This window comes from Streptomyces sp. NPDC088254, assembly GCF_044740925.1.
Classification (GTDB): Bacteria; Actinomycetota; Actinomycetes; order Streptomycetales; family Streptomycetaceae; genus Streptomyces.
On record NZ_JBIURQ010000001.1, the window covers coordinates 221,287 to 236,475 of the forward strand.

11 protein-coding genes and 1 riboswitch are annotated in these 15,189 nt (G+C 73.8%); of the genes, 6 read left to right on the top strand and 5 right to left on the bottom strand.

Features of this window, described 5'->3' with window-relative positions:
* The first annotated feature begins 189 nt into the window (after positions 1–189).
* Positions 190–2,355 (top strand): SpoIIE family protein phosphatase, encoded by a 2,166-nt coding sequence (locus ACIOC0_RS01060; protein ID WP_402150726.1) that lies wholly within the window; start codon positions 190–192, stop codon positions 2,353–2,355.
* Between the two features lie 249 nt (positions 2,356–2,604).
* Entirely contained in the window at positions 2,605–4,593 is a 1,989-nt protein-coding gene (locus ACIOC0_RS01065) for a discoidin domain-containing protein (protein ID WP_402153118.1), read from the top strand.
* Between the two features lie 37 nt (positions 4,594–4,630).
* Here the strand turns inward: ACIOC0_RS01065 and ACIOC0_RS01070 are convergent, their stop codons facing one another.
* The 4 genes from ACIOC0_RS01070 to ACIOC0_RS01085 are packed head-to-tail and all read right to left on the bottom strand — an operon-like array spanning position 4,631 to position 7,323.
* Positions 4,631–5,488, bottom strand: a complete 858-nt coding sequence (locus tag ACIOC0_RS01070; RefSeq protein ID WP_402150729.1) for an ATP-binding cassette domain-containing protein — start codon at positions 5,486–5,488, stop codon at positions 4,631–4,633.
* Entirely contained in the window at positions 5,485–6,234 is a 750-nt protein-coding gene (cbiQ, locus tag ACIOC0_RS01075; protein WP_130440010.1) for a cobalt ECF transporter T component CbiQ, read from the bottom strand. Before cbiQ ends, ACIOC0_RS01070 begins: the two co-directional genes overlap by 4 nt.
* 7 nt (positions 6,235–6,241) lie before the next feature.
* Positions 6,242–6,619, bottom strand: a complete 378-nt coding sequence (locus tag ACIOC0_RS01080) for an energy-coupling factor ABC transporter substrate-binding protein (protein WP_402150732.1) — start codon at positions 6,617–6,619, stop codon at positions 6,242–6,244.
* Entirely contained in the window at positions 6,616–7,323 is a 708-nt protein-coding gene (locus tag ACIOC0_RS01085) for an energy-coupling factor ABC transporter permease (protein ID WP_402150735.1), read from the bottom strand. Before ACIOC0_RS01085 ends, ACIOC0_RS01080 begins: the two co-directional genes overlap by 4 nt.
* 29 nt (positions 7,324–7,352) lie before the next feature.
* Positions 7,353–7,550: riboswitch (cobalamin riboswitch) on the bottom strand.
* A 52-nt stretch (positions 7,551–7,602) separates the two neighbouring features.
* Between ACIOC0_RS01085 and ACIOC0_RS01090 the strand changes: the two genes are divergently transcribed.
* Positions 7,603–8,691, top strand: a complete 1,089-nt coding sequence (locus ACIOC0_RS01090) for a YihY/virulence factor BrkB family protein (protein WP_402150737.1) — start codon at positions 7,603–7,605, stop codon at positions 8,689–8,691.
* A gap of 33 nt (positions 8,692–8,724) precedes the next feature.
* Here the strand turns inward: ACIOC0_RS01090 and ACIOC0_RS01095 are convergent, their stop codons facing one another.
* Positions 8,725–9,681 carry a helix-turn-helix transcriptional regulator gene (locus ACIOC0_RS01095; protein ID WP_402150740.1) on the bottom strand — a complete coding sequence of 319 codons (957 nt, stop codon included), beginning with the start codon at positions 9,679–9,681 and terminating at the stop codon, positions 8,725–8,727.
* Positions 9,682–9,910: 229 nt separating this feature from the next.
* Here ACIOC0_RS01095 and ACIOC0_RS01100 point away from each other — a divergent pair, with 229 nt between their 5' ends.
* From ACIOC0_RS01100 to ACIOC0_RS01110, 3 genes are all read left to right on the top strand, one after another.
* The gene (locus ACIOC0_RS01100) at positions 9,911–10,297 is read left to right on the top strand and encodes an ANTAR domain-containing protein (RefSeq protein WP_402150743.1); all 387 of its coding nucleotides are present in this window, start codon (positions 9,911–9,913) and stop codon (positions 10,295–10,297) included.
* A gap of 66 nt (positions 10,298–10,363) precedes the next feature.
* Positions 10,364–13,276 (top strand): AfsR/SARP family transcriptional regulator, encoded by a 2,913-nt coding sequence (locus ACIOC0_RS01105; RefSeq protein WP_402150746.1) that lies wholly within the window; start codon positions 10,364–10,366, stop codon positions 13,274–13,276.
* A complete protein-coding gene (locus tag ACIOC0_RS01110) occupies positions 13,266–15,140 on the top strand; it encodes a BTAD domain-containing putative transcriptional regulator (RefSeq protein ID WP_402150748.1) in 1,875 nt (624 codons plus the stop codon). Before ACIOC0_RS01105 ends, ACIOC0_RS01110 begins: the two co-directional genes overlap by 11 nt.
* The last annotated feature ends 49 nt before the right edge of the window (positions 15,141–15,189 follow it).

Genomic DNA, 15,189 nt, shown 5'->3' on the forward strand with positions numbered 1-15,189 from the left:
TACCGCCGAGATCCGTGCTGTCAGCTATCCGATTGAGTCACAGTACGCACGCCGGGGCAACACATTCACGCCCCGGCCGCTGGACGGGTCGGCCCGCGCCCCCCGTCGTAAGCTGGAGCAGTCCGATGAACGCGATGCTCCGGCAGCCGCCCACGCCGGCGCGAAGCCGCGGCCCGGACGGGTGACCCGATGACGACGGACGACGCACCTCTCACCCTCACGGAACCCTCCGCGGCGGCCAGGCTGGCCCTCCTGGAGGCGCAGAGCCACGACCTCTCGCCCTACGAGGCGCTGACGCTGGCTCTCCAGCAGGCGACGGCCGGGACCGGCGCCCTCGGCGGGTTCGTCCATCTGCGCAGCGACACGGACGCCGGAATGCGCCTGGTGGTGGCCGGCGGTCTCCCCGACCGGCTCATCGAGGAGTGGGCGCACCTGTCGGCGGAGCGCGACACCACCCCGGCGCGGACCATGCGCGACGGCTCGCTGCACTGGGAAGCCGTGAAGGACGCGTGCAGCGGCTGCCGCGCCATGGTGTCCGTGCCGCTGCACGGCGCCGACGGGCGGCTCGGCGTCCTCACCCTGCTGCTCTGGCAGGCCCAGGCGCCCGACGCCCACCAGCGGTCCTTCCTGACCGCCGTGGCGCGCTGGATGGCCGGCCGGCTCGGGCGGCGGCCGTATCCCGTGCTCGGCGGGGCGCTGCGGGCCGCCCGGATGACGGAGCTGACCTCGGCACTCGCCGAGGCCGTCACCGCGACCGACGTCGTCGACGCCGTCGCCCGCCATGTGCTCGGCCCGTTCGGCGCCGACGGGCTCGTCATCCAGGCGATAGAGAACGGCCGCATGCATGTCGTCGGGTCCGTCGGCTACAGCCAGGACTTCCTCGACCGCCACATCGAAGGAGTGCCGCCCGACTCCAACGTCCTGGTCGCCGAGGTGCTGCGGCTGCGCCGCCCGCTGCTGGTCGAGAGCACCCAGGAGTTCCTGCGCCGCTTCCCCGGCCTGCGCGCCCTCACCCACCCCGACAAGAACGCGTGGGCGTTCCTGCCGCTCGTCGCGTCCAGCCGCGACATCGGCTGCTGCGTCGTCTCCTTCGCCCTGCCGCGCACCTTCAGTGACGAGGAGCGCACCCTGCTGGCCGCCCTCGGCGGGCTCGTCGGCCAGGCGCTGGAACGGGCCCGGCTGTACGACGCCGAGCACGACCGCGCGCAGTCCCTGCAACGCGGGCTGCTGCCCCGCTCCCTGCCCTCTCTGCCGGCCGCGACCGCCGCCGCCCGCTACCTCCCGGCGAGCGAGGGCGCCGCGGTGGGCGGCGACTGGTACGACCTCATCGCGCTGTCCGCCGACCGGGTCGCCATGGTCGTCGGCGACGTGATGGGCCACGGCATCGCCGAGGCCGCCACCATGGGACGGCTGCGCACCGCCGTGCGCACCCTCGCCGACCTCGAACTCCCCCCGGAGGAGGTGCTCGTCCACCTCAACGACGTCGTCGAGGAGCTCGGCGAGGACAGCTACGCCACCTGCCTGTACGCGGTGTTCGACCCCGTCGGCCGGATCTGCACCTTCTGCCGGGCCGGCCATCCGCCGCCCGTCGTCGTCCACCCCGACGGAAGCGTCCACCACCCCGAGCCGGCCGCGAACCCGCCGCTGGGGGTTGCCCGCCCGCCGTTCGACACCGGCGCGGTGCGCCTGCCGGAGGAGAGCGTGCTCGTCTTCTTCACCGACGGGCTGGTCCGCTCGATGGACGGGGACAGCGACGACGGGGTCGACCGGCTGACCTGGGCCGTGCGCGACGCCGTGGCGCGGACCGGCTACTTCGCGCCCTGGCGCCCCGCAGACGAGGCCGCCGACGCCGGCGAGCGCCTCGACGAACTGTGCGGCATGGTCACCGCCGCGCTGACCGGCGACCGGCCGCGGGCCGTCGACGACGCCGCCCTCTTCCTCGTCCACACCCGGGCCGCCGCCCCTGGCGACGTCGCCTCCTGGCCGCTCCCGGCGGACCCGAGGGCCGCCGCCGAGGCCCGGCGGCACGTCCGGCGTCAGCTGGAGGAGTGGGGGCTCGACGAACTGGAGGCCACCGCCGAGATGGTGGTGAGCGAACTCGTCGGCAACGCGATCCGGCACGCCAAGGGGCCCGTCAGCCTCAGACTGCTGCGCAGCCGGTCGCTGGTCTGCGAGGTGTACGACGGCAGCCTCACCACGCCGCGCATCCGCCGCGCCGCGCAGACCGACGAGAACGGGCGGGGCCTGTACCTGGTGTCGGCGCTCTCCCGCCGCTGGGGCGCCCGCTACATGGACGACGGCAAGTGCATCTGGGCCGAGCAGGACCTCACCCCGGACGGCGCCTCCCGGCTCTGACGGTCCCACCCGCGGCCCTGCCCTGCCGTCGCCCGCCGCCTCGGGCCGGCCGGCTCGCGCATGCCGTGCTGATCGATCAACTCCCGTTCCGTTTCGACCTCTTGACGCGGCGTGCCGCAGTGGTGATCCTCATCGCATATCTGTACCGGTCATGACAACCCAAGGACGTGAGCAGTGGCCAAGGCTCGACGCCCGCACCGCGGACGCAAAGACGTCACCGTCGTGTCGCTGCTCCTCCTGGTGCTCGCCATGGTGCTCGGACCCACCCCGAGTTCGGCCGCCGCGGCCGACTGGTGGACGCCCACCGCCCGGCCCGCGCCGGATTCCGGTATCGACGTCACCGGTGAGCCGTTCACCGGGACCGACGCCCAGGGCAAGGTGCGCGGGTTCGTCGACGCGCACAACCACCTGATGTCCAACGAGGCGTTCGGCGGCCGCCTCATCTGCGGCAAGCCGTTCTCCGCCGCGGGCGTCGCCGACGCCCTCAAGGACTGTCCCGAGCACTACCCGGACGGCACCCTCGCCGTCTTCGACTACATCACCCACGGCGGGGACGGCCGCCACGACCCGGCCGGCTGGCCCACCTTCAAGGACTGGCCCGCCTACGACTCGATGACCCACCAGGCGAACTACTACGCCTGGGTCGAGCGGGCCTGGCGCGGCGGCCAGCGCGTCCTGGTCAACGACCTCGTCACCAACGGCGTGATCTGCTCGGTCTACTTCTTCAAGGACCGCGGCTGCGACGAGATGACCTCCATCCGGCTCCAGGCCAAGCTGACCTACGACCTCCAGGCCTACGTCGACAAGATGTACGGCGGCACGGGCAAGGGCTGGTTCCGCGTCGTCACCGACAGCGCGCAGGCCCGCCAGGTCATCCAGCAGGGCAAACTCGCCGTCGTGCTGGGCGTGGAGACCTCCGAGCCGTTCGGCTGCAAGCAGGTCCTGGACATCGCACAGTGCAGCAAGGAGGACATCGACAAGGGCCTGGACGAGCTGTACGCGCTGGGCGTGCGCAGCATGTTCCTGTGCCACAAGCTCGACAACGCGCTCTGCGGCGTCCGCTTCGACGAGCACGGCCTCGGCACCGCCATCAACGTCGGCCAGTTCCTGTCCACGGGCACCTTCTGGAAGACCGAGAAGTGCACCGGCCCGCAGAAGGACAACCCCATCGGCGACGTGGCGGCCTCGAAGGCCGCGGCCGACCTCCCGGCCGGCACCGAGGCGCCCCGCTACGCGGCCGACGCCCGGTGCAACGTCCGCGGGCTCACCGGCCTCGGCGAGTACGCCCTGCGCGGCCTGATGAAACGCAAGATGATGGTCGAGATCGACCACATGAGCGTGAAGGGCACCAGCCGGGTGCTCGACATCCTGGAGGCCGAGTCCTACCCCGGCGTCATCTCCTCGCACAGCTGGATGGACGCCGACTGGACCGAGCGGGTCTACGCCGTCGGCGGCTTCGTCGCCCAGTACATGCACGGCTCCAAGGAGTTCAGCGCCGAGGCCGAGCGCACCGACGCGCTGCGCGACAAGTACGGCGTCGGCTACGGCTACGGCACCGACTTCAACGGCATCGGCGACCACCCCGCCCCGCGCGGCGCGGACGCGGCCGACAAGGTCGTCTACCCCTTCAGGAGCGCCGACGGCGGCTCCGTCATCGACCGGCAGACCACCGGAGAGCGCACCTGGGACGTCAACACCGACGGCGCCGCCCACGCCGGCATGATCCCCGACTGGATCGAGGACATCCGGCTGGTCGGCGGCCGGGACGTCGTGGACGACCTCCTGCGCGGCGCCGAGTCCTACCTCGGCACCTGGGGCGGCACCGAGCGGCACCAGGCAGGCGTCGACCTCGCCAAGGGGGCGGCGGCGACTGCCAGTTCGGCCGAGTTCAACCCCTTCACCAGCTACGCCCCGAGCCGCGCTGTCGACGGCGACGCCGGCACCCGCTGGGCCAGCGACTGGAGCGACGACCAGTGGCTGCGCGTCGACCTGGGCGCCACCCACCTGGTCAGCCGCGTCACCCTGCAATGGGAGCGTGCCTACGGCAAGGCGTACCGGATCGAGCTCTCCACCGACGGCGTGACCTGGCGGACCGCCTGGTCGACCACGGCCGGCGACGGCGGCCTGGACACGGCCCGCTTCACCGGCACCCCGGCCCGCTACGTCCGCGTCCAGGGCGTCACCCGCGGCACCGAGTGGGGTTACTCGCTCCACGAGGTCGGCGTCTACAGCAGCTGACACGGGCCTCCCGCCGCGGACCCCCCGGGTCCGGCCGTCAGGAGTCGGCCGGACGCGGGGCCGCGAGGGGCGCCGCCGTCAGGGCGTTCAGTTCCTCGGGGCTGCGCGGACCCGGCTCGGACGCGTCCAGCACGCCCTGCGCGCGCAGCAGTCGCGCCGCCGCCACCCCCCACGGCAGCCGCAGCCCCGCCTGTCGCAGCAGGTCCGTGCGGGCCAGGGCCGCGGCGGCGGGGCCGGTGTGGGCGCCGGACGGAGTGAGCAGGGCCGCGTCGTCGGCCCAGCGGAGGGCGAGGTCGACGTCGTGCGTGGCCATCACCACCGTGGTGCCGGACGCCCCCAGCGAGTCCAGCGTGGCCAGCAGACGCTCCTGGCCGTCCGGGTCGAGCCCCGCCGTCGGCTCGTCCAGGATCAGCACCCGGGGCCGCATCGCGACGGCGCCCGCGATCGCCGTCCGCTTGCGCTGCCCGTACGACAGCAGATGGGTGGGCCGGTCGGCCAGCGCGGCGATGTCCAGCGCGGCGAGCGCCTCGTCCACCCGGGCCCGCACCTCGCCGTCGGACAGGCCTAGGTTCAGCGGCCCGAACGACACGTCCTGGGAGACGGACGCGGCGAACAACTGGTCGTCCGGGTCCTGCACCACCAGCTGGACGGTCGTCCGCAGCCGGGTCAGCCCCTTGCGGTCGTACGACACCGGCCGCCCGTCGACCCTCAACTCCCCGTTCCGGGGCCGCAGTCCACCGCTGAGCAGCCGCATCAGCGTCGTCTTGCCGCTGCCGTTGCGGCCCAGCAGGGCGAGCGCGCGCCCCTCGCGGACCTCGAAGTCGAGACCGTCGAGCACGGTCGGGCCGTCCTCGTACGCGAAGGAGGCGCCCCGCAGCGCGACCAGCTCGCTCATGTCAGAGGCCTTTCCAGGATCAGGGTCAGGACGGCAAGGGCCCCGAGGAGCCCGAGGGCGGCCGCCACGAAACGGACGGAGACGCGCGCCTCGGGCACCAGCACGCGCAGGGTGCCGTCGTAGCCGCGTCCGGCGAGCCCGGCCTGCAGCCGCGTGGCCCGGTCGAAGGCCCGCACGAACGCGGTGGCGCCCAGCCCGGCGAGCGAACGCCACTCCGCCGCCCGGCCGGTGTGGCCGAGCCGGGCCGCCTGGGCCTCCCGGATCCGGCGCACCGAGTCCAGCAGCAGGAAGCTCATCCGGTACGTCACCAGCGCGACGTCGACGACCGGCGCCGGCACCCCGGCCTTCACCAGGCGGGGCAGCAGGTCCGACATCGGGGTCGTGAACGCGAACAGCAGGACGCCGAGGGAGGCCGCCGAGGTGCGCAGCATCAGCTCTCCGGCGCGGGCCGGTCCGCCGTCGGCCCAGCCCACCCATCCGCCGGGCCCGCCCACCCGCACCAGCAGGGTGACCGCGCCGGTCGCGCAGAAGCCCAGCGGCACCCGGTAGGCGCGCCACAACCGGCGGGCCGGGACGCCCGCCGGGCCCAGCAGCACGGCGAGCGCCGCCGCCAGCACCAGGGCCGCTCCCGGCCACGGCGGCAGCGAGATCGCCAGCACGGTCAGCCCCAGACCGAGCACGGCCTTGTCCACGGGGTGGCGGCGGCGCCAGCGACTGCTGTGCGCCGCCGCGTCGATCGGCAGCACGAGTTGCTCAGGCCGGTTCGGAGGCGGACCGTGCCGACACGCCCTCGGACGGCGTGCCGTCGGGGCCCTCCGCCTCGGTCAGTGCCCGCAGCTCGCCCTGGCGGCGGCCGCGGCGCAGCCCGAAGTAGTAGGCGAGCACGCCCGCGCCGAGCGCGGCCTGGAGAGCGAAGAGGGCCGACTCGATCTCGCCGGAGGGCGGTTCGTACAGGGGGGAGAACCAGGGCTCGTAGTCGGGCTTGATCTCGGTGATCGCGGTCTCCGCCTCGGCGTCCGCGCCGGCGAAGGGCTCCTTCTTGTGGTCGCCCAGGCCGAGGGCCAGCGGCAGCACGGCCAGGGCGACGACGAGGAGGAGCAGCAGCGCGTTGATCTTCGTGTTGCGCTTCACCGGGCCACCGCCTCGGTGTCGACGCCGGCCTCGGTCTTCCGGCCGGCGAGCAGCACGCCGAGCCGGGTCAGCTCGCCCTTGCTGGACTGCACCAGCAGACGCATCACCAGCACCGTGAGCAGCCCCTCGCTGACGGCCAGCGGGATCTGCGTGACGGCGAAGATCGAGCCGAACTTGCCCAGCGCGCCGAGGAACCCGCTGCCGGGGTCGGGGAACGCCAGCGCGAGCTGGACGCTGGTGACGCAGTAGGTGGACAGGTCGGCGACGAACGCGCCGAAGAACACCGCGACCATCAGCGGCACGCTGTAGCGGCGCAGCAGCCGGTACGTGCCGTAGCCCGCCCAGGGGCCGACGATCGCCATGGAGAACACGTTGGCGCCGAGTGTGGTCAGACCGCCGTGGGCGAGCAGCAGCGCCTGGAACAGCAGGGTGATCGTGCCCAGCACCGCCATGATCGGCGGCCGGAAGAGGATGGCGCCCAGCCCCGTCCCGGTCGGGTGGGAGCAGCTCCCGGTGACGGACGGCAGTTTCAGTGCGGACAGGACGAAGGTGAAGGCTCCGGACGCGCCCAGGAGCAGCGTGCTCTCGGGGTGTTCGCGCACTTCACGGTTGAGGCGGCGCACTCCGTGGACGACGAACGGCGCCGACGCGACACCCCAGGCGACCGCGTGCGCCGGAGGAAGGAAACCCTCGGCAATGTGCATGGCTTGGCAGACCCTCTCCAGCACCTCGTGGATGGTTGACGCGCCCTGGCCGGTCTCCTGGCTGACGGGTACCACCGCCCGTGCTCCGCCTTCCCGGGTCGCAAGGACCCAGTGGCTGCCCGTGAGGGCCGGAGCCGGACTTCCCGATCACAGTGGCGAGGGCCGCACCGGCATCACACCGGATTTCCCGTTCACCAAGGCGTGGTGACAGTAGTGCCCATACAAACGTGCTGGCAAGCGGGCATGTTATTCCACTGCCCAGAGGGTTACTCCGGTGCTATGGCACGGACATCCAAATCCGATCACCGTATCGAGGGCCCCAGCGAGACCGGCCCGGAGCGCGAGCCCGGCCCGGACGAGTCGGTGGAACGGCGGGCACCGGACGAGCCCACCCAGCTGCCCAAGCGCTCCTGGGGGGCGGTGCTCAAGGGGACGGTCAAGGAGTTCCAGGACGACGAGCTCACCGACCGGGCGGCGGCGCTGACCTACTACGGCATCCTGTCGCTGTTCCCCGCCCTGCTGGTGCTGGTGTCCCTGCTGGGCGTCGCGGGCAAGTCGGCGACCGACGAGGTCCTCGCGAACGTCAGGAAGCTCGCCCCCGGCTCCGCCCGGGACATCATCAGCGACGCGGTGACCCAGCTCCAGGGCCGCGGCGGGGTCGGGTCGATCATGGCGGTCGTCGGCATCGTCCTCGCCGTGTGGTCGGCCTCGGGCTACGTCGCCGCGTTCATCCGCAGCGCGAACGCCGTCTACGACATGCCGGAGGGCCGCCCCGTATGGAAGGTGCTGCCGGTCCGTGTCGGCGTCACGGTGACGCTGCTCGTGCTGGCCGTGATCAGCGCGCTGATCGTGGTCTTCACCGGTGACCTGGCCCGCCGGGCGGGCGAGACCCTGGGCATCGGCGACACCGCGCTGACGGTGTGGTCGATCGCCAAGTGGCCGGTGCTGGTCGTCCTCGTCACGATCATGATCGCCCTGCTGTACTGGGCGACGCCGAACGTCAAGGGCCGCGGCTTCAAGTGGATCACCCCGGGCAGCGTGCTCGCTCTGCTCATCTGGCTGATCGCCTCCGCCGGCTTCGCGTTCTACGCGGCCAACTTCGCCTCGTACAACAAGACCTACGGCACGCTCGCCGGCGTGATCGTGTTCCTGGTGTGGCTGTGGATCAGCAACATCGCCATTCTGCTCGGCCTGGAGTTCGACGCGGAACTCGCGCGGCAGCGCGCCGTCGCCGGTGGACTGCCCGACGACGAGGAGCCCTACGTACCGCCCCGTGACACGCGCGCGTGGACCGAGGAGGACCAGCGGCGGATGGAGGACGACCAGCGGCGGGCGACGGACGGCCGGCAGCGGGCGGAGGACGAATAGGGTCCGCCGGGGGTGGGCCGCCCGGAGGGGGGTTCAGTCCTCGCCGAGGGTGCGGTGGGGCGGGCGGCCGTAGGACGCGCGGTAGAGGGTGGCGAAGCGGCCCGGGTGGAAGAAGCCCCAGCGGGCGGCGACCTCGGTGACCGTCGTGGCCGACGGTGTCCCGGCGACCAGGTCGGCGTGTGCGTGGGAGAGCCGCACCCGGCGCAGATGGGCCAGCGGGGTGGTGTCCATGTGCCGCCGGAACGCGTACTGCAGCGCCCGGACCGTGACATGGGCGGCCCCGGCGATCTCGGCCACGGTGACGGGCTCGCCGGCGTGGTCCTCGATGTACGCCAGCGCGCGGCGCAGCACGGCGGGGCGTGCGTCGTTGCGGTCGGTCGCGGTGGGCTCGGTGAGCGCGGTGTTGGGGAAGGCGGCGAGCACGCCCGCGGCCAGGCCCTGGGCGGCGGTGGAGGCGACCAGGGGCTGGTCGGCGAGCTCGGGCTCGGTCAGGATGTGGTCGCGGACGTACACGATGCTGCGCCGCAGGTGCTGGGCCGCGGCGGCGGAGTGGGGCCGGTGGCCGGTCAGCTGTACCGGCTCGGGTCTGCGGCCGGGCGCGGCGGAGGCGACCTGGGCGAGCAGGTCGGTGTCCAGCATCGTGATGTTGTAGCGGGCGTTGCAGATCCGGCCCGAGTAGGGCAGGTTCGGCGGGGCGAAGGACACCACGTCACCGGGGCCGAAGGAGTCCTGGACGCCGTCGAAGGCATGGTCCTCGACCGTCCCGTCGTGGACGAGACAGAGGCAGATCCTGCCCAGCGGGGTGACGGAGTAGCTCATCTCGAAGTCGAGGTCGAGTTCGTCGACGGTCACGGACGGCATGGCGCTGCGGCTGATCCGCGCGCGGCCCGCCTCTGCGGCGCCGCTGCCGATCCGCATCCTGGCGTAGGCCTGGCTGAGGAAGTCCTCCGTCCGGCCCAAGTCGTCACTGTCGAAGAAAAGCGTGTCCATCCCGGATACCGGATCCCTTCGATGTCGGACGTCCCGCGGTGGGGAGACGACCGGCGACCGCCGGCGTAGCCCAGATGCCCCGCAAACGGGATCGCATTCGTTTTTCGGACGGCCCCGGCGGTGTCGTTCGTTCTGTGTGCGGCCGGGGCCCGGCCCGGCCTGAAGGCTGGGAAAGATGACGGAGAGGGCTGACGGGTGCGAGGGCGCGAGAGAGGGAGGACGACGGTTTGTGACGGGTGGTTCCCGGGAGCAGTCCGAGCAGCGGATCGCCGCCCTGGAAGCGGAGGTCGACCAGCTTCAGCGGGCCGTCGTCTCCCACGCGGTCGTCGACCAGGCGATCGGTGTCGTGATCGCCGTCGGGCGTCTGCGCCCCGAGCAGGGCTGGGAGGTCCTCAAGGAGATCTCCCAGCACACCAACACCAAGCTGCGTGAGGTCGCGGAGTACGTGGTGCAGGGCGCCCACTGCGGCTGGCTGCCCGACGAGATCCACCACGCGCTCGTCTCGGCGCTGAGCCGCACGGACCCGCGATCCGGTGCCGGTGGGAACTCCGGCGTGGGCTCCCTGCCCGACCCGGGCATCGGCTCCCGGGGCGACTCCCGCGCTGACTCCCACTGACTCTCGGTGACGCTCCCCCTGACGTAGAGTCCACTGCGGGGAGCGGAACACCGGAGGGGGAATGACGTGCCGCTGAAGTCCGTGCGGTTCGCGGTCCTGGGGCCCGTGCGGGTGTGGCGGGGGGAGACGGAGCTGGATCCCGGAGGGCCGCAGGAGCGCGCCCTCCTTGCGTTGCTACTGGTCAGGGCGGGAGACCCGGTCGGCCTTGAGGAGATCGTCGACGCGCTGTGGGGGGCGGAGCCGCCGCGCAGCGCGGTCAACGTGATCCGACGGCACGCGGGCTCGCTGCGGCGTCTGCTGGAGCCGGGGCTCGCCGTGCGCGCGGAGGGGCGGTGGCTGGTCCGGGCGGCCGGCGGCTATCGTCTCGTGACCGACGGTGACTGCCTCGATCTGCTGAGGTTCCGGGAACTGTGCGAGGCGGGACGGCGGGCGGCGAGTGAGTCGCCCGCGCGGGCGGTGGAGCTGTTCACCGAGGCGCTGTCGCTGTGGCGGGGGCCGGCCGCGGCCGGGCTCCCCGACCACGCCCGCGCCCACCCGGCGTTCGGCGCGGCAGACCGCGAGCGCCTGACCGCCGTACGGACCGCCGCCGACGCGGCGCTGCGCGCGGGACTGCCCGACGTCGTCCTGCCCGAGCTGTACCGGGCCGCGGCGGCGCAGCCGCTGGACGAACCCGCCCAGGCCGCGCTGATCCTCACCCTCGCCGCGACGGGCCGCCACGGGGAGGCCCGCGCCGTCTACGACGCCGTCCGTGCCCGCCTCTCCGAGGAAATCGGCATCGACCCCGGACCGGAACTCCGGGAGGCGGGGGAGGCGGTACGAGGGGCGGGGGCATCGAGTGCGGTCGGCGGGGCGCCGGGCTCCGGGGCGGGCAGCGACGCCTCCGCCCCGAGCGCGACTTTGTTGCCGGTCACCGCCCCGGCATCCACGCCGGACACTCCCCCTGACTCAGCCTCCGCACCGGGCCCCGTCGCGCCCGTCCCCCGGCAACTGCCCCATGACGTAGCCGTGTTCGCCGTACGCGGGGACGAAGTCGCTGGGGTGCTCGCGGCTGAGGAGGGGCGGGTCGTGGTGATCGGGGGTATGGCCGGCGTCGGCAAGACCACGCTCGCCGTGCACTGGGCGCACCGCGTCGCCGGCAGGTTTCCCGACGGGCAGCTCTACGTCAATCTGCGCGGTTTCGGCCCGTCCGGCGCAGTCATGGAGCCCGGCGAGGCCGTCCGGGGGTTCCTCGACGCACTCGGGGTGCCGCCCGACCGGGTGCCGCACGGCCTGGACGCGCAGGCCGCGCTCTACCGCAGCGTGCTCGCGGGGCGCCGCGTCCTCGTCGTCCTGGACAACGCCCGCGACAGCGACCACGTCCGCCCGCTGCTGCCGGGCTCGCCGGGCTGCCTCACCCTCGTCACCAGCCGCGACGAGCTGTCGGGGCTGGTCGCCGGCCAGGGCGCGCACGCGCTGGGCCTGCGCCCGTTCGACGCCGGTCAGACGCGGACGTTCCTGGTCCGGCGGCTGGGCGTCGAGCGGGTCGAGGCCGAGCCGGGGGCCGCCGACGAGATCGGCGAGCTGTGCGCCGGCCTGCCGCTGGCCCTCGCCTGCGTGGCCGCCCGCGCCGCCGCGCACCCCCGCTTCCCCCTCTCCGCCGTCGCCGCCGAACTGCGCGAGGCGCACGGCAGCCTCGATGCCTTCGCCCGCTCCGACGCGTCCGTGGACGTCGGCTCCGTGTTCTCCTGGTCCTCCCGGGCCGTGTCACCACCCGCCCGGCGGCTGTTCGAACTGCTCGCGCTGCACCCCGGTCCCGACTTCTCCCTGCCGGCCGCCGCCGCCCTGGCCGGCCTGCCGGCACGCCGAGTACGGCCGCTGCTCGCCGAGTTGACCGGCCTGCACCTCGTCGCCGAACACAGCCCCGCCCGCTACTCCTTCCACGACCTGCTCCGCGCCCACGCCGCCGAACTCGTCGAGGAACACCGCACCGAGAGCGAACGACGCACCGCCCTGCACCGGCTGCACCACCACTACCTGCACACCGCGCACACCGCCGACCGGCTCCTCGCCCCCACCTCAGACCCGCTGCCCCCGCCCCCCGCCCCCGAGGGCGTGCGCCCCGAACCCCTCGCGGACGACGACCGGGCCCTGGCCTGGCTCACCGCCGAGCACGCCGTGCTGCTGGCCGTCGTCGACACGGCCGCCGCCTCCGGGCAGGAACGCGTAGCCTGCCATCTCGCCTGGTCCCTGGAGCCGTTCTTCGACCGGCGCGGCCACTGGCACGACGGGCTCACCGTCCAGCGCACCGCCCTCGCCGCCGCCCGCAGGCTCGCCGATCCGGCCCTGGAGGCCCGCGGACTGCGCGGACTGGCCCGCGTCGAAGGCCGGCTGGGCCTGCACGCACAGTCCGTCTCCCGCCTGGAAGAGGCCCTGCGACTGTTCGTGCGGCTCGGCGACGACACAGGCCGCGCCAACACCCACCGCAGCCTCGGCTGGGAACGCGAGCAACTCGGCGATCTGCCCGGCGCGTTGCACCACAACCAGCTCGCTCTCGACCTGTTCCGCGCGCTCGGCGACCGCGCCGCGCAGGCCAGCGTCCTGAACTCGGTCGGCTGGTACCACGCCCTCCTCGGCGAGCACCGGCAGGCCCTCGCGCACTGCTTCGAGGCCCTGCCCATGCTCCAGGCCCTCGGCGACCGCTACGGCCAGGCCGCGACCTGGGACAGCATCGCCTACGTCCACCAGCACCTCGGCCGCCACTCGCACGCCCTGCTCGGCTATCGCAACGCCCTGACCCTGCTGCGCGACCTCGGCGCGCCGTACGTCGAGGCCGACATCCTCTCCCGCGTCGGCGACACCCACCAGGCCATGGGCGACCACGACAGCGCCCGCGCCGCCTGGCGGCAGGCGCTCACCCTCCTCAGAGACGTGGACCACCCCGACGCCGAACGGGTCGAGGCCCGCCTCACCGGACGGGATGGACGCGCCGGTGCCGGCTGACCCCAGGGAAAGGCTGCGCTTCGAACTGCTCGGCCCCGTAAGGGTGATGAGGGCGGACCGCGAACTCGGCCTCGGGTTCCCCCAGCAACGCGCCCTGCTCGCCCTGCTCCTGGCCCACGCGGGCCGCACCGTGCCGACGTCCGAGATCCTCGACGTGCTCTGGGCCGAACGGCCGCCCGCCAGCGCGCACAACGTCGTGCGCCGTTACGCGGCCGCGCTGCGGCGGCTGCTGGAACCGGAGTCACCGCCCCGTGCCCCCGGCCGACGTCTGCTGCACCGCCCCGGCGGCTATCTGCTTCAGGCGGCCCACGACGAGGTCGACCTGCTGCGCTTCCGGGAACTGACCCGGCAGGGCAAGCGCGCGGCGGCCACCGGGCGGCCCGAGACGGCGGCCGAACGCTTCACCGAGGCGCTGCGGGAATGGCGCGGCCCGGTCATCGCCATGGGCATCCCCCAAAGAGCCCGCGAGCACGTGCAGTTCACGGCCGTCGAACACGAACTCCTGCACACGGCCGTCCTCGCCGCCGACGCGGCCCTGCGGTGCGGCCGGGCCGACCAGGTCCTGCCCGCCCTGCGCCGGGCCACCGCGCTCGCCCCGCTCGACGAACCCCTGCACGCGCGTCTGATCCTCTCGCTGGCCGCCTGCGGCCTCCAGGCGGACGCCCTGGCGGCGTACGAGGAGGTCCGCCGGCGTCTGACGGCCGACCTCGGCGTCAGTCCGGGCCCCGAACTCGCCGCCGCCCACACGAGCGTCCTCCGCCAGGAAGTGGGCCGGCTGCGCTCCGGACCGACCGTGCGCCTCGACCGCGCCGCACCCGTCGTCCACCTGAGGACTCCGCCGGACCCCCATTCGTCCACTCAACTACCCCACGCTGCGGATGAGTTCGCCGGTCGCAAAGCCGAACTGCACTGGCTGGCCGCGCGGTCGGCGGAGCCGGGGCCGACGGTACTCGCGGTCGTGGGGATGGCCGGCGTCGGCAAGAGCGCCCTAGCCGTGCACTGGGCGCACCGGATCGCCGGCCGCTACCCGGACGGCCTGCTGTACGTCCCCCTGCGCGGCACGGACCCCGCACGGCCCGCCCTGGACCCCGGGGAGGCGCTGCGCACGATGCTCACCGCGCTGGGCGTCCCCGCGTCGGAAGTCCCGGAGGGCCAGGCCGCGCGCGCCGGTCTCTACCGCACCCTGCTGGCGGACCGCCGCGTCCTCGTCGTCCTCGACGACGCCGCCGGGACCGAGCAGACGGGCCCGCTGCTGCCCGGCTCGCCGGGCTGTCTCACCCTCGTCACCAGCCGCGACGCCCTGCCCGGCCTGGTCGCCTCGGGCGCCCGCCCGCTGCGCCTGGAACCGCCGACCGCCACCGACGCGCGCGAGATCCTCACCCGGCGGCTCGGCGCCGGCCGGGTGGCCGCCGAACCCGCGGCCGCCGGCGAGATCGCCGCCCGCTGCGGCCGTCTGCCCCTCGCCCTGACCGCCGTCGCGGGACGCCTCACGCACCAGCCGGAGATCACCCTCGCCGCCCTGGCGGCGCAACTGCGCGCCCAAGAGGGCGATCTGGACGCCTTCGACGACGTCACCGGCGCGACACCCGATGTCCGCACGGCGTTTCTCGCCTCGTCCCGACGCCTCTCCCCGCAGGGCGAGCGCCTGTTCCGCCTCCTGCCCCGCCACCCGGGCCCCGACCTCACCGCCACGGCCGCCGCCCACCTCGCCGGACTGCCCCTGCGCCGGGCCCGGATCCTCCTCGGCGAACTCGCCGACGCCCACCTCGTCACCGAGCACGCGCCCGCCCGCTACATCCTGCACCCCCTGCTGCGCGCCCACGCCACCGAACTCGGCTCACCCGACGGCCCGTTCGAGTCGTAGTGGCGGCAACGGCCGCCGCCCCACCAGGCGTTGTCACTTCACTGTCACT

Excerpts from the sequence above, each read along its gene's own strand:
- ACIOC0_RS01060 (WP_402150726.1), top strand. The coding sequence starts at position 190 with ATGACGACGGACGACGCACCTCTCACCCTCACGGAACCCTCCGCGGCG.
- ACIOC0_RS01085 (WP_402150735.1), bottom strand. The coding sequence starts at position 7,323 with ATGCACATTGCCGAGGGTTTCCTTCCTCCGGCGCACGCGGTCGCCTGG.
- ACIOC0_RS01095 (WP_402150740.1), bottom strand. The coding sequence starts at position 9,681 with ATGGACACGCTTTTCTTCGACAGTGACGACTTGGGCCGGACGGAGGAC.
- ACIOC0_RS01090 (WP_402150737.1), top strand. The coding sequence starts at position 7,603 with ATGGCACGGACATCCAAATCCGATCACCGTATCGAGGGCCCCAGCGAG.
- ACIOC0_RS01065 (WP_402153118.1), top strand. The coding sequence starts at position 2,605 with ATGGTGCTCGGACCCACCCCGAGTTCGGCCGCCGCGGCCGACTGGTGG.
- ACIOC0_RS01070 (WP_402150729.1), bottom strand. The coding sequence starts at position 5,488 with ATGAGCGAGCTGGTCGCGCTGCGGGGCGCCTCCTTCGCGTACGAGGAC.